This window comes from Lactococcus sp. LG606 (assembly GCF_017309645.1).
GTDB lineage: Bacteria > Bacillota > Bacilli > Lactobacillales > Streptococcaceae > Lactococcus > Lactococcus petauri.
Genome location: NZ_CP071301.1, coordinates 2,113,393 through 2,136,478, shown reverse-complemented (window position 1 = coordinate 2,136,478; position 23,086 = coordinate 2,113,393). Strand labels below are relative to the sequence as shown.

The 23,086-nt window shown below is 39.4% G+C and carries 22 protein-coding genes; 4 read left to right on the top strand and 18 right to left on the bottom strand.

The genetic code is table 11. The annotated features are described in order from the left end of the window. Nucleotides 1-31: 31 nt before the first annotated feature. Both J0J35_RS10535 and J0J35_RS10530 read right to left on the bottom strand, forming a co-directional pair. Nucleotides 32-1,360: a hemolysin family protein gene (locus J0J35_RS10535; protein ID WP_061413628.1), complete on the bottom strand. Its 1,329-nt coding sequence runs from the start codon at nucleotides 1,358-1,360 to the stop codon at nucleotides 32-34. A gap of 45 nt (nucleotides 1,361-1,405) precedes the next feature. Further along, the gene (locus J0J35_RS10530) at nucleotides 1,406-2,527 is read right to left on the bottom strand and encodes an AI-2E family transporter (RefSeq protein WP_019292424.1); all 1,122 of its coding nucleotides are present in this window, start codon (nucleotides 2,525-2,527) and stop codon (nucleotides 1,406-1,408) included. Between the two features lie 109 nt (nucleotides 2,528-2,636). Here J0J35_RS10530 and J0J35_RS10525 point away from each other — a divergent pair, with 109 nt between their 5' ends. Continuing rightward, a complete protein-coding gene (locus J0J35_RS10525) occupies nucleotides 2,637-3,083 on the top strand; it encodes a GNAT family N-acetyltransferase (RefSeq protein WP_040086628.1) in 447 nt (148 codons plus the stop codon). Nucleotides 3,084-3,180: 97 nt separating this feature from the next. Here J0J35_RS10525 and J0J35_RS10520 read toward each other — a convergent pair whose 3' ends face one another. From J0J35_RS10520 to J0J35_RS10505, 4 genes are all read right to left on the bottom strand, one after another. Next, nucleotides 3,181-3,762 carry a uracil-DNA glycosylase family protein gene (locus tag J0J35_RS10520; protein ID WP_019292426.1) on the bottom strand — a complete coding sequence of 194 codons (582 nt, stop codon included), beginning with the start codon at nucleotides 3,760-3,762 and terminating at the stop codon, nucleotides 3,181-3,183. Beyond that, nucleotides 3,763-4,653 (bottom strand): 16S rRNA (adenine(1518)-N(6)/adenine(1519)-N(6))-dimethyltransferase RsmA, encoded by an 891-nt coding sequence (rsmA, locus tag J0J35_RS10515; RefSeq protein ID WP_206916907.1) that lies wholly within the window; start codon nucleotides 4,651-4,653, stop codon nucleotides 3,763-3,765. Nucleotides 4,654-4,827: 174 nt separating this feature from the next. After that, nucleotides 4,828-5,703, bottom strand: coding sequence for a fructokinase ScrK (gene scrK, locus J0J35_RS10510; protein WP_029346182.1), 876 nt, complete (start codon nucleotides 5,701-5,703; stop codon nucleotides 4,828-4,830). Between the two features lie 16 nt (nucleotides 5,704-5,719). Continuing rightward, the gene (locus J0J35_RS10505; protein ID WP_206916906.1) at nucleotides 5,720-7,657 is read right to left on the bottom strand and encodes a sucrose-specific PTS transporter subunit IIBC; all 1,938 of its coding nucleotides are present in this window, start codon (nucleotides 7,655-7,657) and stop codon (nucleotides 5,720-5,722) included. A gap of 182 nt (nucleotides 7,658-7,839) precedes the next feature. Between J0J35_RS10505 and J0J35_RS10500 the strand changes: the two genes are divergently transcribed. Both J0J35_RS10500 and J0J35_RS10495 read left to right on the top strand, forming a co-directional pair. Next, complete coding sequence (locus J0J35_RS10500; protein ID WP_206916903.1) at nucleotides 7,840-9,255, top strand: sucrose-6-phosphate hydrolase; 1,416 nt, start codon at nucleotides 7,840-7,842, stop codon at nucleotides 9,253-9,255. After that, a complete protein-coding gene (locus tag J0J35_RS10495; RefSeq protein ID WP_019292431.1) occupies nucleotides 9,255-10,226 on the top strand; it encodes a LacI family DNA-binding transcriptional regulator in 972 nt (323 codons plus the stop codon). Before J0J35_RS10500 ends, J0J35_RS10495 begins: the two co-directional genes overlap by 1 nt. 57 nt (nucleotides 10,227-10,283) lie before the next feature. On the opposite strand, the gene J0J35_RS10490 is transcribed toward J0J35_RS10495, so the two are convergent. The 7 genes from J0J35_RS10490 to J0J35_RS10460 form a co-directional block, all read right to left on the bottom strand. Beyond that, nucleotides 10,284-11,054 carry an ABC transporter permease gene (locus J0J35_RS10490; RefSeq protein ID WP_019292654.1) on the bottom strand — a complete coding sequence of 257 codons (771 nt, stop codon included), beginning with the start codon at nucleotides 11,052-11,054 and terminating at the stop codon, nucleotides 10,284-10,286. Next, entirely contained in the window at nucleotides 11,047-11,970 is a 924-nt protein-coding gene (locus tag J0J35_RS10485; protein WP_019292655.1) for an ABC transporter ATP-binding protein, read from the bottom strand. Before J0J35_RS10485 ends, J0J35_RS10490 begins: the two co-directional genes overlap by 8 nt. Further along, the gene (gene rnmV / locus J0J35_RS10480; RefSeq protein ID WP_019292656.1) at nucleotides 11,967-12,512 is read right to left on the bottom strand and encodes a ribonuclease M5; all 546 of its coding nucleotides are present in this window, start codon (nucleotides 12,510-12,512) and stop codon (nucleotides 11,967-11,969) included. Before rnmV ends, J0J35_RS10485 begins: the two co-directional genes overlap by 4 nt. Next, complete coding sequence (locus tag J0J35_RS10475) at nucleotides 12,509-13,282, bottom strand: TatD family hydrolase (protein WP_019294145.1); 774 nt, start codon at nucleotides 13,280-13,282, stop codon at nucleotides 12,509-12,511. The genes rnmV and J0J35_RS10475 overlap by 4 nt, the downstream gene beginning before the upstream one ends. A gap of 135 nt (nucleotides 13,283-13,417) precedes the next feature. Next, nucleotides 13,418-13,816, bottom strand: a complete 399-nt coding sequence (gene spx / locus J0J35_RS10470) for a transcriptional regulator Spx (RefSeq protein WP_003134024.1) — start codon at nucleotides 13,814-13,816, stop codon at nucleotides 13,418-13,420. A 161-nt stretch (nucleotides 13,817-13,977) separates the two neighbouring features. Continuing rightward, nucleotides 13,978-14,508, bottom strand: coding sequence for a hypothetical protein (locus tag J0J35_RS10465; protein WP_019292658.1), 531 nt, complete (start codon nucleotides 14,506-14,508; stop codon nucleotides 13,978-13,980). A 59-nt stretch (nucleotides 14,509-14,567) separates the two neighbouring features. Further along, the gene (locus J0J35_RS10460) at nucleotides 14,568-14,945 is read right to left on the bottom strand and encodes a VOC family protein (protein ID WP_206916902.1); all 378 of its coding nucleotides are present in this window, start codon (nucleotides 14,943-14,945) and stop codon (nucleotides 14,568-14,570) included. A 179-nt stretch (nucleotides 14,946-15,124) separates the two neighbouring features. On the opposite strand from J0J35_RS10460, the gene J0J35_RS10455 reads away from it, so the two are divergent. Further along, nucleotides 15,125-15,724, top strand: a complete 600-nt coding sequence (locus J0J35_RS10455; RefSeq protein ID WP_003134020.1) for an ATP-dependent Clp protease proteolytic subunit — start codon at nucleotides 15,125-15,127, stop codon at nucleotides 15,722-15,724. Between the two features lie 45 nt (nucleotides 15,725-15,769). On the opposite strand, the gene J0J35_RS10450 is transcribed toward J0J35_RS10455, so the two are convergent. From J0J35_RS10450 to coaE, 5 genes are all read right to left on the bottom strand, one after another. Further along, nucleotides 15,770-19,189 carry a pyruvate carboxylase gene (locus J0J35_RS10450; RefSeq protein ID WP_206916899.1) on the bottom strand — a complete coding sequence of 1,140 codons (3,420 nt, stop codon included), beginning with the start codon at nucleotides 19,187-19,189 and terminating at the stop codon, nucleotides 15,770-15,772. 433 nt (nucleotides 19,190-19,622) lie between these two features. Further along, nucleotides 19,623-20,846, bottom strand: a complete 1,224-nt coding sequence (locus tag J0J35_RS10445; protein WP_206916896.1) for an FtsW/RodA/SpoVE family cell cycle protein — start codon at nucleotides 20,844-20,846, stop codon at nucleotides 19,623-19,625. A gap of 132 nt (nucleotides 20,847-20,978) precedes the next feature. Continuing rightward, nucleotides 20,979-21,125, bottom strand: a complete 147-nt coding sequence (gene rpmG, locus J0J35_RS10440) for a 50S ribosomal protein L33 (protein WP_014024306.1) — start codon at nucleotides 21,123-21,125, stop codon at nucleotides 20,979-20,981. Further along, nucleotides 21,122-22,312: a multidrug efflux MFS transporter gene (locus tag J0J35_RS10435; RefSeq protein ID WP_206916892.1), complete on the bottom strand. Its 1,191-nt coding sequence runs from the start codon at nucleotides 22,310-22,312 to the stop codon at nucleotides 21,122-21,124. Before J0J35_RS10435 ends, rpmG begins: the two co-directional genes overlap by 4 nt. A 46-nt stretch (nucleotides 22,313-22,358) precedes the next feature. Further along, complete coding sequence (gene coaE, locus J0J35_RS10430; RefSeq protein WP_019294150.1) at nucleotides 22,359-22,964, bottom strand: dephospho-CoA kinase; 606 nt, start codon at nucleotides 22,962-22,964, stop codon at nucleotides 22,359-22,361. Nucleotides 22,965-23,086: the final 122 nt, after the last annotated feature.

Genomic DNA, 23,086 nt, shown 5'->3' with positions numbered 1-23,086 from the left:
AGATAGATTAATTTTAATCTATCTTTTACTTTTATTCAGGAAGCTCTATATCGAACTCCACACGAAGTTTTAATATACGATTTCCATCTACTTCCAGACTTGTGAGTGAGAAATGATCTTCTAAGTTGTCAATCTTACACATCACTTGTTGACCTTTTTCTGGAATTTGTCCTGTTTCTGAAAGGAAGAAACCGGCCATTGTGTCTACATCCTTGTTGACCAAATGTGTGCCAAACTCGTCATTAAAGTCATTGATGGTCATTTTACCTTGAACCACATACATGTTCTCACCGATCTTATGAACTTCTGCTTCTGCAATATCCGTTTCGTCTTCAATCTCTCCGACGATTTCTTCAATCAAATCTTCAAGTGTGACGATACCTTCAACGCCCCCATATTCATTCAGCAAAATAGCCATTTGATTTTGGGTATTACGCATCTGAAGCATCAAGTCATCCACAAAGACTGTTTCAGGAACAAAGAGTGGTTCTTGCAACATCTCACGGAAATCAATGTTATCAAAACCGTCAGCAAAGCCTCGAGCTAAGATACGTTTGGTGTGAATAATCCCTAAGATGTTGTCTTTATCATCATCATAAACAGGCACACGAGAGTATGACTCGCTGAGCATTTTCTCAATATTTTCACGCGGATCATCATTGATATCAATCATGAAGGCATCCGTACGTGGAACCATAATTTCACGTGCTACAAGTTCATCAAGACTGAAAACACCTGTAATCATTTCACGTTCAGAATCATCTAAGGCCGTTTCATCCGTGTGCACGAGATACTCAATCTCATCACGTGTCATGTCATCATCACTGCTGTCAAACTTGATTGGGAAAATTCTTGCCAGCCCATTAATCGTAATGGTCAACAACCAAATGAAAGGTTTTAAAACTACACCAATCGCCATCAAGGGACGAACCATTTTCAAAGCTGCTTTTTCTTTAAGAGCCTGAGCGATACGTTTAGGGAAAAGCTCACCAAATACAATCGTAAAGAAAGTCAAAATAACCAAGATAATGATTTTACTTAAGGTTTGGGCAAAGCTTGTATCACCAAACAACGGTGCCAGCTGTGCAGCTAATGTATCAGCCAAACTTGCCCCCGCTACGATATTCAAGAAGGTAATCCCAACTTGAACGGTGGACAGGAAGTGTGTCGGATTATCGATTACACTAAGCAAATATTGATACTGCTCATCGCCTTCACTCGCCTTTTGCTCTACACGCGATCGCGATAGAGAAACGAGTGCCATCTCACTTGCTGAGAAGAATGCATTCAAAGCAGTAAGAAAAACAAGTAATAAAATCTGTAAAATTATCGAGGTGCTCTCGGGGTCAGGGTGTGCCATTTTTACTCCTATTTTTTAGTAATATGAAAACTATTATATCATAGTTTAATCGTTTTGAAATATTTTTTTCTTTTCTTGCTCACGATGATTATGCCATAAGCCAGCAAGGAACTTCACAATTTCTTTAACTAATGAGTAGACAGGTACGGCAATAATCATACCTAGAATCCCATATAAACTTCCTGAAACCAACATCAAAACCATAACCGTCACAGGGTGAACGCGTACAGCATTCCCAACGATTTTAGGATAAACAAGGTTCCCGTCAATCTGTTGCAGGATTAAAACATAAGCGACAGCGAGTACAGCTGTCCAAGGTTGAGTAAATGCCAAAGTAAAAATTACCGGCAAAACTCCGATATAGGGTCCTGCATAAGGAATTAAGTTGGTAATAGCCGAAAAGCTGGCAAACAAGAAGGCGTAAGGAATACCGAACAACATGTAACCTACAAAGACAAAGATGAAAACCAAGAGCGAATCCAAAGCCACGCCCGAAATATAACGAGAAATTGTCGCATTCATCTTCTCGAGGAGCTCAACAAAACCAAGTGGATCTTCACGAAAAATTGTACGTTTTAAAGAAGGAAGCAATTTTTCACCATCTTTTAGCATATAGTAAAGTAGGATAGGAACTAAGATAGCAACCATAACCACAGAGGAAATGATACTTACGATGCTTCCAACACTGTCCGTTAAATTTTTAAGCAAATTATTCAGAATATCAGTATAAGATAAATTAATATTACTAATCATGCCATTAATGTCCAGCTGACGGTAAATGTGAGCAAAACGTGGATCATTTTGTAAAGATTCAATCCAATGACGAAACTCAGGAAATGCTTTCGTACTGGCATCAATCAAGCTACTTAACTGCGAAACGACATTAGGGATGATGGATGCAATACTCCAAACCACAAGTCCAAGCAAAGTAATCAAAACAATCAAAATCGCAAAGAAACGTTTAATTTTCCAACGGGTTTCCATATAAGTCACTACAGGTTTGAAGATGTAGTAAAGAAAACCCGCGATGATGAAGGGAATAAAGAGCAGGGCCAAAAGAGTTTTGACCGGTTGGAAGAGAAATTCCAGTTGCATGAGCATAAAAATAAGCAGGGTCGCTGCTAAAATTTCTACTGTCCAAAAAAATAATTTACTGTTTTTAAACATAATATCCTACTAATAAGGGCAAACGAAGCCCTTTCTTTTTTTTTAAAGCTATTTATATTATAATTGAAATAAGATTTTTACGCAAATTCAAGATTTCGGGAGGAAATTTATGCAAATCAAGCAAACCCGTGACACCATGTCGGAAATATACTGTGATGCATTACGTATTCGTAACACTGTTTTTGTAAAGGAGCAAGGTGTTCCTTTTGATTTAGAAGTTGGCAGTCCTATTGATGAGGCACATTCCGTGCACTTTGTAGGTTACGAAAATGGTAAAGCCTTAGCGACTGTTCGTCTTTTGGTGGATAGCGAAGATAAGAAACACGCTGTGGTCCAACGAATGGCCGTTCTAAAAGAGGAACGTGGCAAAGGTTATGCAAATGTCCTCTTACAAAGTCTTCTTGATTTTTGCAATCAAGCAGGAATTACTCTTTTAACTTTGCATGCACAACTTAGCGCCAAAGGCCTCTATGAAAAATTCGACTTTCAAGCGCAAGGCGAAACCTTTACAGAAGCTGGAATCGAGCATGTTACCATGTTTTTTGAAATTAAATAAAAAAATAAGCGCTCACCTATTCACCGTTGGAGAGCGCTTTCCTTTATTTATATGCATTATATTAACTCTTCCTTAAACAAAACTAAACCTCCTTGCTTCAAGCAAGGAGGTTTTTTACTCTTATTTTTAGCTCCGGCAAGACCTGTGCCTCAAACCATGGATTTTTCCGCAACCAAATATTATTACGTGGTGAAGGATGCACAAGTGGAAAATATTCCGGTAGATAATTCTCAAAATCACGCACAACATCAGTAATACGTGTTTTCTTCGGCACATTAAGATAGTAAGGAATCGCGTAAGAACCAATGAGGACAATAAGCTCCAACTGCGGCATTTCTTTAATCAATAAAGGATGCCATTTTTCCGCAAAGCCTTTGCGGGGTGGTAAGTCACCAGATTTTCCTTTACCTGGAAAGTAAAAGTCCATAGGCAAGATGGCGAGCTTAGATGAGCTGTAAAATTCTTCATAAGAAATCCCTAGCCATTCACGAAGACGATCCCCAGAAGGATCGTTCCAAAAAAGACGGCTCTCCTGTGCTCGAATTCCTGGTGCTTGACCTACAATAAGGATTTTTGCTTCATGGTGTACGGAGTAGAGCGGGGCAATACCTTGTGCAGTATACAAAGTATTTTGCGGATCTTCTTTTATGGCTTGAAAAATTTTTGACAGCTTATCCATTTATTCTCCTTCTTTGAGAGGAAGTAGAGCATTGGCTAACCGTGCGAATTCTGGTATTGAAAGTGCTTCGGCACGAATGGTAGGCGAAATATCCGCCTGGGCCAAAAGTTCAGTTATTTCTGGTTTTTTATCCTTACCAAAAGCAGATTGTAAGTTGTTCATCAAGGTTTTACGACGGTGAACAAAGGTTGAGTGCATGGTTTTAAAGAAGAAATCTTCATCCTTCACAGCAACCAAAGGCTGCTCGCGGCGTGTCATCTTCAATATAGCTGAATCTACATTAGGCGCTGGAACAAAAACTGTGCGCGGCACAGTGAAAGCGACTTGTGCTTCCATATAATATTGCACCGCTATCGAAAGCGAGCCGTAAGCCTTTGTGCTTGGTTTAGCCGCAATACGATCCGCAACCTCTTTTTGCATCATCACTACAAACTCAGTAAAGGGAATCTTAGATTCAATCAAGTGCATGAGAATTGGTGTTGTAATGTAATAAGGAAGATTTGCTACGACTTTTATAGGCAAGTCAGGATTTTTGAAATTCTTGATGTGCTCACGCATATCAACTTTCAAAACATCAGCATTTACAAGTTGAAAGTTATCATACGGCGCCAAAGTTTCTTCCAAAATTGGAATCAAAGTTTTGTCAATTTCAAAAGCCATTACTTCTGCTGCCTCTTCAAGTAAATACTGCGTGAGTGAACCAATACCTGGTCCAATCTCAATCACGTTTACTTGTTCTGAAAGTTCAGCAGTTGCCGTAATTTTTGTCAAAATATTATGGTCCGTCAAAAAGTTTTGACCAAATTTTTTCTTAAAGTTAAAGTCATGCCGACGAAGAATATCCTGTGTGCGAATGACATTTGAGATACGATCTATATTTGAAGTTGTCATAGCTTTATTATAGCAGAAAAGCCGACGAACTGCTTTTAAAGAAAAAACAGAAATCAAAGAATTTCCGTTTTATCTTTTTATAGCCGTAAATGCAAATAAGCTAAGCAAAACATACTTTTTCTCCTTAACTTTAGCTTGTGAGCCACGAATACTATTTAGAGAAAGCCCAACATCTCACTCCACAAGCTCTAAGGCTGCTTTACCTAAAGCAAAGTTCCCAAGGGTTGCGGAGCCATTTTCCGAAACACTCGGCAGTCGCAAATATTCATCTATCGGACATGGGAGAGCAACGTAATGATTCAGAAGTTTCACAAATTCTTTTTGAACATGTGCGAGCATATTGGGCTGCTCCATAATCCCACCGCCTAGTATAATAGCATCAGGTGCTAATGTTAAAGTTGCATTAAGCACGCCTTGCGCGATATAGTAGGCCAAGATTTCCCACTCAAGACTGTCTGCAGGAAGTTCTTCACCCGAAATCCCTGTTCTGGCCTCAAGACTTGGACCTGAAGCCAGTCCTTCCAAACAATCACCATGAAACGGACAAATACCTTTAAAATAAAGATCGTTTGGATGGCGTTTAACCATTTGATGGCCCATTTCAGCATGGCTTGTAGCACCAATAAAGTGACCGCCTTGAATAGCGCCACCGCCAATCCCTGTACCAATAGTAAAGTAGACTAGATTTTCAAGAGCAGTATTCATCATTTCACCATAAGCCGATGCATTTACGTCAGTAGTAAAAGCTATAGGAACATGAAGTGCCTCTTCTAAAAGCCCAACCAAATCCGTATTTGCCCAACCTGCCTTCGGTGTTGATGTAATATAGCCGTAAGTTTTACTCTTGATATTAATATCAATGGGACCAAATGATCCCAAGCCAATTGCCACAACATTTTTTGATTTAAAGTAATCCACTGTAGCAGCAATTGTTTCCTCGGGTGTTGTGGTAGATATTCTAATTTTATCTACAAGCTCGAACTGATCATCCGCAACGGCGAGCACAAACTTTGTCCCACCAGCTTCTATAGATCCATAATACATTGTCAACTTCTACTCCCTTTCTTCAAATTAATGAAAGAATTTTTTCCTGTTTTACTACTTCTGCATATTCCTTTAACACTAAAATATCGTTATAATCAGACGAATTTGTAATCATCATCATTACCATATCCTCCAACCCAGCTTCCTTGATAGTCTTTCTGTTAAATGTTCCAAGCAAGTCTCCTTTTTTAACTTTTTGGCCTGCCTTCACATTTTGGCTAAAGCCTTTGCCCTTCAACGTGACCGTATCAATACCAATGTGAATCAAGATTTCTGCTCCACTTTCGGTTTTCATCCCATAGGCATGACCCGTTTCGTAAGCAATCACAATTTCTCCATCTGCTGGCGCAAAGACATGATCATCTGCAGGTTGGATAGCGACACCTTTGCCCATTTTTTCTGTGGAGAAGACAGGATCATTGACCTGCGAGAGTGGAAAAGCTGTGCCATTGATTGGTACGAAAATTGCTTCCTTTTCAGAGTTTTCTATATCTTGCATTTCAGAAATTGGATTCTCTACCTGAGGCTTCTCAATTTTTTTGTTTTCAACTTGTCGTCCGTAAATCAAAGTAACAATGAATGCAAGGATAAAGCTAATCAAAATAGCGAACATAAACTGCAGATTGTAGCCTGCTTTAATGGAGATAAACCCAATCAAACCGGCAGAGCCTAAGCTTACACCCAGCACATGGAAAAGCCCCATAAATAATGAACCAACAGCGGAAGCACCAAGTGCAATAAAGAATGGATATTTAAGTTTTAGGTTGACCCCAAAGAGGGCAGGCTCAGTTATCCCTAAAAGGGCGGAAAAACCAGCTGGAGCTGCGAGCGCCTTTGTTTTAATATTTTTTGTCAGGAAGAAGATCGCGAAGGTTGCACCTGCTTGTGCCATGTTGGCTGCGGCTGCAACCGGAAAAATAAAGTCCCCACCAATACCCGAATGCTGATAGTTAGTGATAAGCATGGTTTCAATTGCTGAAAAGCTTTGGTGTAAACCTGTCAAAACAATCAGTGAGTAAAAGCCGCCAAATATGAACATCCCTAAGGCACCTAAGGTGTCATAAAGGCCAACCAAGCCATCTGTTAAACCATTTGATACAAAACGAAGTGCAGGACCAATTATGGTAAAAGTGAGAAATCCTGTAATAATTACCGAAAGCAATGGTGTGAAAGTGAAGTCAACTGCGTTGTTCAAATGTTTATGGAAAAAGTTTTCCAGCTTTGCAAGGACAAAAGATACCCCAATAACAGGAAGTACTTGACCTTGATAACCTGCCTGAGCAACATTTAAACCAAATATATTCCAGTAGGTCATTTCATTGTTTGCAATAGCTGTGGCCACCGCATAACCATTGACAAGCGATGGCATCACCATTATCATCCCGATAACAGCACCAAGATAGGGATTTCCTCCGAAACGTTTGGTAGCCGAAAATCCTATAAGAACAGGCATAAAGGCAAATGGTGCTGCACTCATAGCATTGACAATATCTGCAAATCCTTTCCAAGCTGGAAACATTTCAACAACTGATTTTGCTGCAAAAAGATTCTCAGCGGTAAGAGCGTTATTGAGTGCCATCAATAAACCTCCTGCAACAAGAGCGGGAATCAAAGGAACAAAGATATCTGAAAGAAGTTTGACTAATGCCATCACAGGATTTGGTTTGCTTTGGCTGTTTACAATCTCTTTTAAATCAGCTGTCGACGCCTCTTTTACTCCTGTAAGTTTGACAAATTCCTCATAGACTTTATTGACATCACCAGGTCCCACAATGATTTGATATTGTCCCGCCGTCTCAAAAGTTCCTTTGAGATCTGGGTCATTGTCTAAGGCTTCTTGATGAATCAATGAGCTGTCTTTCAGTACAAGGCGCAAGCGGGTTGCGCAATGTGCTGCTGCTTGAATATTCTCTTCTCCCACAGCAGAAATAATCCGTTCAGCAACTTGTTTGTGGTTCATAGTTTTCTCCTAAAATTTATTTTGGTGTCGCTTACATAACACATTTAATCACTTTACAAAAAATATGTCAAGCGTTTAACATAAAATAAAACATTACTTAAAATAATCAAGTTTATAAATTGACTTTTACATGAAAAACGTTTATCATAAAAATAAAATATGACGATAAGGAAACACAAGAAATGACATGGACTACCACTGAACGATACCGTGCTTATGAAAGCTATTCTGAGGATGAATTAAAGTCCTTACGCGAACGTGTTGCTCAATCACCTTGGCACTCAACTTTTCATATTGAGCCAGAAACCGGTCTTCTCAATGACCCCAATGGTTTTTCATTTTTTAATGGTAAATGGCATCTCTTTTACCAACATTTTCCATTTGGCGCTGTGCATGGTTTGAAGTCATGGGTACATTTGACTTCTACAGATTTGGTGCACTTTGAAAAATCAGGACTCATTCTCTACCCTGATACGAAATTTGAAAACGCTGGTGCTTTTTCTGGTTCTGCTTTTCCTCTTGATGATGCACTTTTTATCATGTACACAGGAAATCATCGTAAAGAGGATTGGACACGCATACCTTATCAACTTGGTGCTAAGTTGGATAAAGAAAATCAGCTAGAAAAGTTGCCAGAGCCTATAATCTATCCCAATTTCTCAGAAACAACTGATCACTTTCGAGATCCACAAATTTTTCAACACCAAAAGAAACACTATATGCTGATTGGTGCACAATCTGTCGCCGAAGAAGGAAAAATAAAGATTTATCGCTCTAAAAATGAGCAATTAACAGCTTGGGAAGACTTAGGTTTTTTGAATTTTACTTCAGAAAAGATGGGCTATATGATCGAATGTCCCAATCTTATCTTTATAAATAACACACCGGTCCTCATCTTCTGCCCCCAAGGCTTGGATCAATCAATCTGCTCTTATGGCAATATTTACCCCAATACCTATCTTATTGCCGATTCTTTTTCTGTTGATAAAGAAGTCCGGTTAATGGGCGACAATAGGATAGAAAATCTTGATTATGGCTTTGACTGTTATGCCACACAGGCTTTTAATGCTCCTGACGGCTCTGCTTATGCTATTTCTTGGTTAGGTTTACCAGATACAACTTATCCGACAGATCAGTTTGGCGTGCAAGGCGCCTTGTCTATGGTCAAAAAACTAAGTGTTAAAGACGGAAAGCTTTATCAAACTCCTGTAGATGAAATGAAAACTCTACGCAAAAAGAAAAAAGAGTTTTTACTCAAAGAAGAGCTGATTTCGACTCATAATGTTTTTGAAATGGAAATTGACCTCAAGTCTGAAGAATCACACCATTTGAATATCATGGCAAACGCTTCTCATGAAAGTGCACTGGAAATCCATATTGACAAGGAAAATGATTGTTTCACGGTTAAAAGAAATTATGAAAAAAGGACAGTAAATGTTAAAATAGAAAAAGTTAATCTATTTATAGATAAATCTATTTTTGAAATTTTTATTAATGATGGAGAGAAAGTCTTATCGGGGCGTGTATTTCCTAACAAAGAACAGTATTTTATACAAAGTGAAAAACCGATAAATATTAAAATGTGGGAACTGAATTAGTGGTTAAACTTGAAGATGTTGCAAAAAAAGCGGGTGTAAGTTTGACAACCGCTTCGCGTGTGATTAATAACAAAGGGTACTTAAGCGACACAACTATTGCTAAGGTTGAGGCCGCAATGCGTGACTTACATTATGTCCCAAATGCTGCAGCCCGCTCTTTACAAGGGAAATCTTTAAAATTAATTGGACTCGTTTTTCCTAATATCCAGAATGTATTCTATGCAGAATTAATCGAAAAAATTGAACAGGCGCTCTTTCGAAGAGGTTATAAAGCCATGCTGGCAACAACTGAGCACGACGAAAGGAAAGAAAGAGATTATTTAACTTTACTTCTTTCTAACCAAGTGGATGGCATCATTTATGGAAGTCATAATTTAAGTACTAACGATTATACTGCAATCCACGCACCTATCGTATCTTTTGACCGCATCCTCACTGCACAAACTACTATCGTTAGTTCAGATAATTTGCAAGGCGGTCGTTTAGCAACAGAAACTTTGATAAAAAACGGGAACAAAAAAATTGCTATTTTTACCGGCAGTGACAATACTAATTCGCCCACGCGCCTCAGACGCGAAGGCTATCTCTCTGTGATGAAAAAGCATGACTTAGAACCTCATGTGATTAAAATCCCAACAAGTTTAACTTTTCTGAATAAAAAAGAAGAAATCAAGAGAATTTTAAAAAAATCTGACTTTGACGGGATTTTCTGCACAGATGACTTAACAGCACTTCTTGTGAAAAATCTAGCGGCGGCAATGAACAAAGATATAAGTATCATTGGCTTTGACGGCACAGAGTTTATCAGGGAATATCATCCAGACTTGACGACAGTGAAGCAACCCATTACAGATTTGGCGGAGCTTTTAGTCGACTTAGTTATTCGTAAAATCCAAGGAGAAACAGTCGAAAACTCATATAAACTTCCTATAACTTTACATCAAGGACGAAAGCCTTTCGAAGAAGAATAAAAAAAGCGAAAACCAATCGGTTTTCGCTTTTTTATTCTAACTTTCTTTATCTTACTTTCAAGATCTCAAACCACGACCACGTTCAATAAAGTAATAGCAAACGGCATAGAGAGCAATGACAAAACCAAGTAGCACAAGCAAGCTAATCCACAGGGCAACATCTTGCACACCTAAAAAGCCATAACGGAAACCTGAAATCATATATACGATCGGGTTGACTTTCGAAATGTCCTGCCAAATTGGGGGTAACATAGAGATAGCATAGAAGACACCACCGAGATAAGTCAAAGGTTGTAAGACAAATGTTGGCACGATCGAAACATCATCAAAAGAACGCGCAAAGACACCATTAAGAAGCCCAGCCAAGGAAAAGAGGAAAGCCGTCAACAACAGAGTTACAATAATTACGAGCCAAGACTTCACAACTAAAGGAACAAAAAGCAACGAAATGATAGTCACTAACGTCCCAACGAAAATACCTCGAAGACTTCCGCCGGCCACAAAGCCTAAAATAATCACATGTGTAGGCACTGGAGCGACGAGTAATTCTTCAATATTTTTTTGAAATTTTTGCGAAAAGAAACTCGAAGAAACGTTCGCATAAGAGCTAGTAATAACAGACATCATGATAAGTCCGGGCACGATAAATTGCATATAAGAAAAACCATGCATATCACCGATTCGTGAACCAATCATTTTACCAAAGATAATAAAATAAAGTGTGGTCGTAATCACTGGTGGCACAAGAGTTTGCACCCAAATACGCATAAAACGTGTGACTTCCTTGATAGCAAGAGATTTTCCTGCAGTCCAGTAGAGTTTAAACATTTTTTCCCTCCTCATGAGTAAGCTTAACAAAAAGCTCTTCTAGACGGTTTGATTTATTGCGCATGGAGAGGACCTGAACACCTTGTGCAGTTAGTTGCTCAAAAGCAACATTGATGCCCTGGTTGCGTTCAATCTTAAGCTCCAAGGTCTGGGAATCCACCAATTTCATCTCATATCCAATAAGCTCTGGTGCTTGCCCTTCCGCTTTAATATCGAGAATAAATGTTTCCGACTGTAATTTCGATAGTAAGTTTTTCATACTTGTATCTTCAATTACTTGTCCAGATTGGATAATTCCAATATTTCGGCAAAGCATTTCTGCTTCTTCCAAATAGTGTGTCGTCAGAATAATTGTTGTACCTGAAGCATTGAGTTGTGCGAGAAATTCCCACATTGAGCGGCGCACATCAATATCAACACCCGCTGTTGGCTCATCCAAAATCAAGAGCTTAGGCTCATGCATCAAGGCACGCGCAATCATCAAACGACGTTTCATCCCACCAGAAAGACGTCCTGCACGGTCATTACGCTTTTCCCAAAGTTCCAACTGTGTGAGATACTTTTCTGAGCGTTTGAGCGCTTCCTTACGAGGAACACCATAGTATCCGGCTTGATTGACTAAGATTTGTTGAACCGTTTCAAACTGATTAAAGTTAAACTCTTGGGGCACAAGTCCGAGTTGTTGCTTAGCCTGCACTAGATTTTTATCAATATCATAGTCAAAGACTTTAACTGTTCCAGACGTTTTATTCACGAGTGAAGTAATAATACCGATAGTAGTTGATTTCCCTGCCCCATTAGGACCAAGCAAGGCATAAAAATCTCCTTCTTCAACTGCTAAATCAATACCTTTTAAGGCTTCCGTACCGGAATCATATACTTTTCTTAAGTTTTTTATTTCAAGTGCTTTTTTCATTTATAGCCCTTCATTATTTCTTCTATTTGTTGAAGCTCAATCCCAAACATGTTAAGTCTTTTGAGGATTTGCTTGCCATTAGCATAACCTATGCGGAGTTCTTCACAGAGATATTCCCGACGTTGGCGACTATCAGAGCGGAGGACAAGACCAAAGTTAATAAGATCTGCTTGAACCACAGTCGGCTCGATATTCGCGCCTCCTGTCAAGTGTCCCAAAGCTTTTTGCAAATCTTCATACTTGGCATGTTCTACTCCGAGAGAACCTTTACCTTTAGGTCGTGCTTCTTCACGTTTCAAAAAGGCATGCTGCGCCTCAGGAATAGCTTGCATAATAATCTTACGGATGCGTTCCCCTTGAAAATCTGGATCAGTAAAAACAACAAGCCCTCGTTTCTCTTGGAGGACCTTTAACCGCTCGATATCAGTCGCGTCTATACTACTTCCACCAGTTTCATAGGTATCCAGATCATAAAAGCGCTTCAGGTTTCTTGTGTCATCTCGCCCTTCAACGACGATAACTTTTTCGATTTTTTCTTTCATGAGGTCAAACCAAAAACTTTCAGTGCATTTGCATAGGTTTGCTCAGCCACTTCTTCCAAGCTAAGTCCACGAAGTTCCGCAATTTTCTCTGCTGTGTAACGTGTGTAGCCTGGCTGATTTTCCTTACCGCGATAAGGCATTGGTGAAAGATAAGGGGCATCAGTTTCCACAAGTATGCGATCTAAAGGAAGCTTTGTAGCTGCTTCTTGGACATCAAGAGCCTTTTTAAATGTCACAACACCTGAGAAAGAAAGCATTAGACCAAGCTCCAGAAACTGTCGGGCCTCTTCATAGGTACCAGAAAAGCTGTGCATGATTCCTCCACGAGAGCCAACGCCCTCAGACTTTATAATTTCATAAGTATCAGCTAAAGCATCACGTGTGTGTACCACAAAAGGAACATCTGCTTCTTTTGAAATTTGAATTTGGCGCCGAAAACTTTGTTCTTGCAGTTCTTTTGATTCGACCATCCAATGATAATCTAAGCCAATTTCGCCCACTGCAAGCACCTTATTTTTTTGCAAATTTTCCAGCAGATACTGCTCTGCAGCTTGATCAAAGCTTCCACATTCATCTGGATGCCAACCAATCGTAGCATAGCATTCTTCATGTTCTGTAGCAAGCTTTATCGCCCAATCATTTGTTTTACGATCCACTCCGACAATATTCATGCGATGAACCCCTAGCTCATGTGCCTGAGTAATAATTTCCTTTTCTCTACCAATAAATTCATCTGAATTGAGGTGTGTGTGCGTGTCAAAAATATCCATTCTTCTATTATAACCCAAAATAAAGCAAATCTTATCTTAGAAAAACCGCTCTATTTTAAAAAGAAAATTTTCCTTTACTAAAAGCATGCAGCAAAAAACACCCGCTCGGGGTGTTTATAATAATTGCATTTGCTTTTAGATGGCATTGCGCAAACGAGCGCCGCCATTTTCTAAAATACGTACTGTACGCGGTAAAAAAGCACGGATTTCTTCTTCGTTGTATCCCACATGTAGACGTTTTTCATCCATAATGATTGGACGGCGCATGATTTGCGGATTTTCTGAAATAATTTTGATGGCTGCTGAAAGCGACAAGTCTTCAAAATCAACGCCTAAGGTCTTCACAAAGCGATTACGGCTAGAAATAAGCCCTTCCACACCATCATCACACTTTTCAAGAATACGACTAATTTCTTCTGCTGAAAGTGGGTCGCCAATGAGGTTACGTTCTTGAAATGGAATATTGTGATAAGTAAGCCAAGTTTTAGCTTTTTTACAACTCGTACAAGATGGGGCCGTATAAATAGTAAGCATCCCTCTCTCCTTTATATTAATATGGAACAATCCATGATCTTATTTATAATACCTAGCGGTATTAGCATTTGCTATTATAGCACAATTGACAGACAAAAAAAAGACCCTTTCCCTTTTTATTCTAAAAAAAACTGTCCTATTGGACAGATTAAAAAAAGTATTTAAATGTTATAATACTGGCGTTTTAACATAGATGGATAAATGTTCTTTGCTTCTTCCAGTTCTTTTTTCTTATTCTCAATATCTTCCGTAATTTCGACCGAAAAATTTTCAAAAATAGGACGTGCTTCTTTGAAAATATAGCCGCCATTTTTCAAATCTTGTTCATCTTCGAAAACAGCCAAATGGTGGGATAGATTTTTAAAGAAAGTACTTAAGAAATAAGCGGGGATGTACAAATTATACATTGAAGTATAATTTTTCAAAAAATTATAGTCGTAAAACGGCACTTTTACATCACTACGGGGATTAACGATTTCTTCATCATCTCCAATAATCGGACGGTTCAAGATTTCGATAATTTTTTGATTCAAGGTGTTTCTGACTTCAATTTCGCGTAAGAGTTTCTCAATGGCTAAGCGCTTCTTATAGCGATTTTCGTCAAAACGTTTGTAGATATACATGCCCGCAATAAAAAGCCAAGCACCCGCAATCATAGCAATAATCATAGAAATAATAAGTTCTGAATTCATACTATTATTATAACAAAATGACTAATGTTTTAAAACTCATTTCTCCAGAATTTATATAGCTAAGCTGTTATTTCGATCTTATTTCCCTCAGGATCGAGAATAACGGCTTCATAATAGCCATCGCCAGTTCTCCGTGGTCCAGATAAAACTTCAAAACCTTGTTCTAAAAATTCTTGAGCCCGCTTGTCTACCTCGGCTTCATCTCCCACCTGTAAAGCAAGATGAGCAAAACCCAGACCTTCAGGCATTATCTTTTCAATATCTGCACGATGCATGAGCTCTACACGTGCCCCTTCTTCAAAACTCATAAAATATGAAGTAAAGCCTGTTTTAGAGTTGTGATATTGCTGACCCGCCTTTGCAGAAAAAAAGGTTTCATAAAAATTCCTCATCTTCCCTAAGTCTCTTACCCAAATTCCGATATGTTCAACTTTCATCTTTTTATCTCCTTGACTCTATTATAATATACTCCGACAGATAAAAGTGTTCCTTTCTTTGAAACATTTTACTTTTGAAAAGATATCTTCATTTCCTCCTTTTTAATCGTACTTATTTTTTGACCTTTTTTGACCTTTGATTTATAATAGAATAAAACATTGAAAAAGGAGACTTATCTATGGGATATTTAGTACCTACTGTCATCGAGCAATCAAGCCGTGGTGAACGCGCATATGACATTTATAGCCGTCTACTGAAAGACCGTATCATCATGTTGACAGGCCAAGTTGAGGATGGTATGGCCAACTCAATCATCGCACAACTCCTCTTCTTGGATGCCCAAGACAGCACAAAGGATATTTACCTCTACATTAACACACCTGGTGGTTCTGTTTCTGCTGGACTTGCAATTGTTGATACTATGAACTTCATCAAATCTGACGTTCAAACAATTGTTATGGGTATTGCTGCATCTATGGGTACAATCATTGCTTCTAGTGGTACAAAAGGCAAACGTTTCATGTTGCCGCATGCTGAATACATGATCCACCAACCTATGGGCGGTACTGGTGGTGGTACACAACAAACCGATATGGCTATCGCAGCAGAACACTTGCTCAAAACACGTCGTACTTTAGAAAAGATTTTGGCCGAAAACTCTGGTCAGTCTATGGAAAAAGTACATGCTGATGCAGAACGTGACAACTGGATGACAGCCCAAGAAACATTGGATTATGGTTTCATTGACGAAATCATGGAAGCCAACAGCTTAAAGTAAAGTAAAACAAAAAAACGTTCAACCTAAGAGTTGAACGTTTTTCTTTTATTGCTCACGTAGTTCGATAAGAAGATCTTTCGTCTGAATCGCTTCTCCTGCTACGGCATGAATTTCTTCAATCGTAGCATCAAACGGTGCTTCGATGGTCGTCTCCATCTTCATTGCTTCTGTAACCATCAGTGCTTGTCCTTTTTTGACCTGATCTCCTTTTTTCACTAGGATATCCAAAACAGATCCCGGCATAGTTGCACCAATTTGTTGTGGATCGGTGCTGTCAGCCTTACGCTTCGCAACAATTTGTGTTTTGATCGATTGATCATTTACACTAATTTCACGTCTTTGACCATTAAGGTTAAAGAAGAGCACACGATTTCCTAAAACATCTGGCTCACCAATCTCATCAAGACGAATAATCAGAGTTTTACCTTTCTCAATCTGCACCTCGATTTGCTCACCCATACGCATACCATGGAGGAAGGTTTCCGTATCAAGCAAGGTTACTGAGCCAAAAGCATCTTGCATTTTTTGATAATCCAAGAAGACTTGTGGGTACATAATGTAGCTTAAAACCTCATGTTCTTCAGCTGGGTAACCTAATATGTCTGAGAGTTCCTTTTCCACTTGTGCAAAGTCAACGGCTGGCGCGTGAAGACCAGGACGATCTGTTAATGCTTGTTTACCTTTGAGAACCAGCGATTGAAGTTTCTCTGGGAAACCACCTACAGGTTGACCTAAATCTCCTTGGAAGAAGGAAACAACTGACTCTGGGAAGTTTAATTCTGCGCCTTTTGCATAAACATCTTCTTCTGTGAGATCATTTTGCACCATAAAGAGTGCCATGTCGCCCACAACTTTCGAACTTGGAGTCACTTTAATAATGTCACCAAATATCATGTTCACTTTGCTATACATAGCTTTGACTTCATCAAAACGAGCATCTAAGCCAACTGCAGCAGATTGTGCTTTAAGATTGGTATATTGCCCCCCTGGCATCTCATGTCTGTAAACTTCTGTTTGCGGGCTCGTAATTCCAGCTTCAAAAGGTGCATAATAACGACGCGTATCTTCCCAATAATGGTCAATTTGTTCCGCGTTAGCAATATTCAAAGCCGCATGACGTCCACCATGCTCCAAGGCATAATAGAGTGACTGCATAGAAGGCTGCGATGTGCCACCAGCAAGTGATGCGGTCGCCACATCGACGATATCTACACCTGCCTTAATCGCACCTGAATAGGTAATAATACCATTACCTGCCGTATCATGTGTATGCAAATGAATCGGCAAATCAACTGTTTCTTTCAGTGCTGTTATCAGTACATAGGCAGCTTGTGGCTTCAGAAGACCAGCCATATCCTTAATTGCAAGAATATGAGCACCGCTAGCTTCCAATTCTTTAGCTAGGTCTTTATAATACTTCAAGTCATATTTTTGACGTGTTTTATCTAAGATATCGCCAGTATAACAAATCGTTGCTTCAGCAATTTTACCCGTGTCACGTACAGTTTGGATAGATTTTTCCATTTGCGGCAGCCAGTTAAGACTATCAAAAATACGGAAAACATCGATTCCCTCAGCTGCTGCTTTTTGAATAAACTCCTGAATAACATTATCAGGATAATTTTGATAACCTACTGCATTTGAGCCGCGGAACAGCATTTGGAAAAGTGTATTGGGCATCTGTTCACGCAATTTTCTTAAGCGATACCAAGGTGATTCATTTAAGAAACGGTAGGCGACATCGAAAGTTGCCCCGCCCCACATCTCTACAGAGAATAGGTCAGAAAGACCTTGATCTACAGAGGTTGCAATCCCCTTCATATCTTGTAGACGCAAGCGTGTGGCTAAAAGACTTTGGTGTGCATCACGAAAAGTTGTATCTGTGAGCAAAACTTCATGTGAACCTTTAACAAAGTCTACTACGGCTGCAGCACCTTCTTGATCAAGGATATTCTTTGTTGTTGTTTTCTGGAGAAGCTCAATTTCAGGTTGACGAGCAGGTTCAAAATAACGCTTCTCTGTTTTGTCAATCCCTGGGAATCCATTCACGGTAATATTCGAAATATATTTCAAGATTTTTGTACCGCGATTACGTTTGCGAGAAAACTTGAAGAGTTGCGGTGTATTGTCAATAAAGGTTGTCGTTGCTTGACCACTGGTAAACTGCTCGTCCTCAATAACGTTTTCCAAAAACGGAATATTCGTTTTTACCCCACGAATGCGGAATTCACGCAAGACACGCTGCATCTTATGCACCGCCTCTTCAAAATCTGTCGCATGAGTACAAACCTTGACTAAAAGACTATCGAAATAAGGCGTCACTTCATATCCTGCATAAGCATTACCTACATCAAGACGTACACCAAATCCGCCTGGTGAGCGGTATGTGTTAATTTTTCCTGTATCTGGAAGGAAATTATTTTCGGGATCTTCAGTCGTGATACGGCACTGGATGGCTGCACCTAGACATGGAATTTCATCCTGTGCAGGAATTTTGATATCTTGATGCAAATCCTGGCCTTGAGCAATAAGAATTTGTGCTGTAACAATATCTACACCAGTAATCATCTCCGTAATCGTATGTTCTACTTGGACCCGTGGGTTAACTTCAATAAAGTAAAATTGGTTATCTTTAACTAAAAACTCAACTGTCCCTGCATTAACATAACCCACAGCTTGGCAAAGTTGGACAGCTGCTTGACAGATTTCATTTCTAAATTCTGGTTCTAAGCCTACAGCTGGTGCAATTTCGATGACTTTTTGATTACGGCGTTGCACAGAACAATCTCGCTCATGAAGATGAACAATATTGCCATGTGTATCTCCCAAAATCTGTACTTCGATATGTTTTGGATTTTCAATATATTTTTCAACGTAAATTTCTGCTGAACCAAAAGCTGTTTGTGCTTCAGACTTGGCACGCGCATAACCATCACGCATCTCTTCGTCATTGCGAGCAACACGCATTCCACGTCCGCCGCCACCGAGAGCTGCTTTTATCATAACAGGGTAACCATAAGTTTCAGCAAAGGCAAGAGCCCCATCCAAATCGACAGCTCCATCCGTTCCTGGAATACCTTGAATTTGCGCTAAATCCGCTGCTTTCTTAGCTTTAATTTTATCGCCAAAAATATCCAAATGTTTTAAATCTGGCCCTACAAAAACTAAGCCAGCTTCACGGACCTTAGTCGCAAATTCTAAGTTTTCAGAAAGCAAACCATATCCCGGGTGAATTGCATCCGCTCCTGCATCTAGAGCAATACGAATAATATCATCCGCATCAAGGTAAGCATCTATCGGTTTTTTACCTTGTCCGACTAAGTATGCTTCGTCTGCTTTGAAACGGTGTACTGAGTACTCATCTTCTTTTGCATAGATGGCTACAGTGGACAAACCCAATTCATTACAGGCACGAAAAACACGAATGGCAATTTCACCACGGTTGGCAACGAGCAGTTTTTTCATACAATCCCCTATCTTTATTCCCTAAATATGTTGTGTAATATGGTTGACGATACCTTATAATTCAATTCCCTTCTTGCTTTAGCAAGATAGAGGCATTGAGTATTACGACTTGACGCAGTAAAAACATTTTTTGCGGAGAAAGTAGTAAGACTCTAGCAAATCTCCATAAGAGTTTGCGTTTGGCTCTCCTTGCTTTAGCAGGATAGAGGCATTGAGTATTACGACCTGACACAGTAAAAACATTTTTTGCGAAGGAAGTAGTAAGACTCTAGCAACTCTTCATAAGAGTTTGCGTTTGGCTCTCCTTGCTTTAGCAGGATAGAGACATTGAGTATTAGAAAGCATCAGCAACCAAATTATGAATTTTCACAACATACAAACTTTATAAAAAAAGCTAATTTGATTAGCTTTTTCTTAACTTTAGCATTTAATATTAAACATTTCTAGCATATGTACTTGAAAGCTCTCTGACTTCTCTACGTTTTTCATCTGCCGAAATGTTGAGTACGAAAGCAATCCCCAAAGACAACACAAGGAATGATGATCCTCCTTGCGATAGGAATGGGAATGTTACCCCTGTTTCCGGAATAATCCCAAAGGCTCCCCCAATATTGATAAATACTGAAATCAAAAGGGTAGAACCAATACCGATACAGATCATCGAATTAAACGCACTTTTTGCACGGATACCGACCATTAAGATACGAACAATCATAAAGAACAATACGCCGAGAACAAGAATCCCTCCGATTAGACCCAGCTCCTCAATGACAATCGAGAAGATAAAGTCCGTGTGCGCTTCAGGTAGAAAACCGTTTTTCTCAATAGAGTTTCCGAGTCCACGACCAAACCATCCGCCATTACTTACGGCGTAATAGGAGTTGGCCATTTGGTGACCATATGTTGACAAGCCTCCGAAAGGATTAACCATTGCCTTAAAACGTGCATTGACATAGTGTCCCGGGATAACATCGCCACCTACGGCATAAAGGTAGGCAAGAAAGGCAACCATAGCTCCCAAAATTATCTTGCCATAGCCACTAAACCAACGCCAAGAGATTCCACTCGAAGCAATCATTACTCCTGTAATCATCGCCATAATAGAAGCATTACCCAAGTCTGGCATGATAACCAAAATCCCTAACATTACGAGAATCGCAGAGCGCCATCCACCAAATAGTTTTTGCCAAATGGTTTTCCCTTTGAAAATTGCTGCGATATCTTTTTCATATATTTCATCCTGCTTTTCGGAAAAGACAGAAGCCAGATACCACACAACGAAAAATTTTGCATATTCAGCAGGTTGAATCGTTCCCACACCTGGGATGGGAATCCAGCCGTGTGCGCCATTTGCAGAAGTATTTGGACCGACACGCGAATAAATCATGGCTGAGATCAAAAGAAATAAAACCCAGCCAATCATTTTTTTACTCTTAAGAGCTCGGAGTTTCATCCGATAAATCACTGCAATAGCAACAAAACTCAGCAACATGAACGCGCCTTGGTTGATTGCCATTTTATAAGGTGAAAGTCCCTTCGCCAGCTGATATGGGACTGTTGCTGAAAAAACCATCACGATACCTACAGCTGACATTATCAGGTAGGGAATCAAAATAGAATAGTTCAGGAAGTTTGCTTTCTTCAATCCATCATTCATTTTATGTTATCATTTCATTTCTATTATTTTTTAACATTTTTTATTATACCATTTTTTCAGTTTCATTTTTACAGATGTGCAATTATTTTAAAAATAAATGGTTTTTCTAGAATGAAAAATACTTCATAGCACTTAAACTTCTCGGTGTAATGTAACCATGCGCTCTTTTGGACAAAACTTCATCGTTTCGACTTTATCAGGGTTGCTGCTTTTATTCTTACTGCTAATATAATTTTTACTCTTACAACTTGTGCAAGCTAAAGTTATTTTCACTCTCATTCTACGATGCTCCGTTTTCTTAAATATTTCCGGAAATTAGCCAAGGACCAAAAGAAATTAACAACTACGAAAAGACTTGTCACAATAAACGCCATCCGATAGGAAACCCAACCTGCAATTGCTGAGCCAACGATCGGACCTACAACAACACCAAAGTTAGAAAACATTTGGTTATAGGCGAAGATCCGTGACACACCTTCCTTAGGGGTGATTTTAGCCAAAAGGGAATTGACGGAAGGCATCAGAGCACCCGTGCCGAACCCCAGCATAAATCTTAAGATTCCTAATTGAAGAGGGGTTTCTACAAAAGCCATCGGTAAATACATAGCGAAACTAAAAGCTAAACCGATTAAAATCAGCCGATGTGCGCCATATTTGTCTCCTAATTTACCCAATGTACTAGAAGACATCATTGCAGATAAGCCAACTGCAGATACAATAAGACCTGAGATAAACATTAAGTTATTTGTATTTGTAGTCAATGTTTTGATGTAAAGGGTCACAAATGGCTCTATTGATTGTGTGGTGACTTGGATAATGAAGCTGGTAATAAGTAAGCCAAAAAGGATATGCTTGTTACTTACACGATTGATAATTTCCTTTGTAGATAACATATTATCTTTCGTTACAGGTTCAAAGTTTTCATGGACAAAAAAGACAGTTAGAATTGTTGCAAGAGCTAGCAGACTCCCAACGATAAGGAAGACATTCGCCATCCCAAACCATTGTGCCAATAAACCACCGATAGAAGGGCCAATCAAAGTTCCCGTAATCATTGCAGTGGATAAGACACCCAGGGCATAACCTGAACTTTCTTTCGGTGCTTGAGAAGCGATCATTGCTATCGAGTTGGGAATAAATCCTGAAAAGAAGCCCATAAGACTGCGCATGAGCAGTAGCCACCAATAGCCACCCATATGATGAGAAAAAGCAATCGCAGACATGGTAAAGGTCATGGCAAAAGAAGCTCTGACCATCATGGGTTTCCGGCCGTATTTGTCCGCTAATTTTCCCCACATAGGAGCAACTAAGCCTGAGACCAAAGCTGTCGAAGCAAAAGCAATACCAGAAAACAGCTCTACATTAGAACCTGTCACTCCTAGGCTTTGAATATAAAGGGGCAAAAATGGCATCACCAGTGAAAAAGATGAGCCCACAATAAAACAGCCAATCCATGTGATCCACAAATTTTGTTTCCAATTAACTTTTCTGTTTTTTGTTGATTTACTCGTTTTAATCCCTCTTTTCTACTGCTTTTAACAGTTCTGTGATTTTTTCATAAGTTTCAGGAATTGTTCCTGAACTGTCAATAATACGTGTGGCATACTTCTTCTTTTCTGACAAAGGCATTTGAGCTTTGATACGCGCTTCTGCCTCTTCTTTTGTCATATTATCCCGACTCATGATACGCTCAATTTGGATGCTTTCTGGAACAGCGACTAACCATATTTCATCAAAACCATCATAAGCCTGTTCGATGAGTAAGGGAATATCCATAATTATGGCCTTTTGAACCTTATCATCCTTCAAAAGTGCTTCACGTCTCTTATAGAGTTCTTGGCGAATAATATGATTTTGGAGCAATGCTAGTTTTTCTCGCGCTTCATCATTTGAGAAAATTAAGTCGCCCAACTTTCGCCGAACCAAAAGTCCTTTCTCATCAAAGTAGGCAGGGCCAAATTCTTGTAGAATCGCCTGATATAAGGAGCCACCTGGGGCTTGTAATTCACGAACCACTTGATCCGCATCAATGATCGGATAGCCCTGAGAACGCAAAAAATCAACCGCCGTTGATTTCCCAGAAGCTATTCCACCTGTCAAACCGATTACTTTCTTCATAGCTTTATTATAGCACAACTCATGATACGATATTCAGTAATTACGCCCCCATGAAGCAAAAACGATATTTTTCCAGTCCAGAAAGGGCTTCGGACTGTTGTAATTGTCCATTCACTACCTCT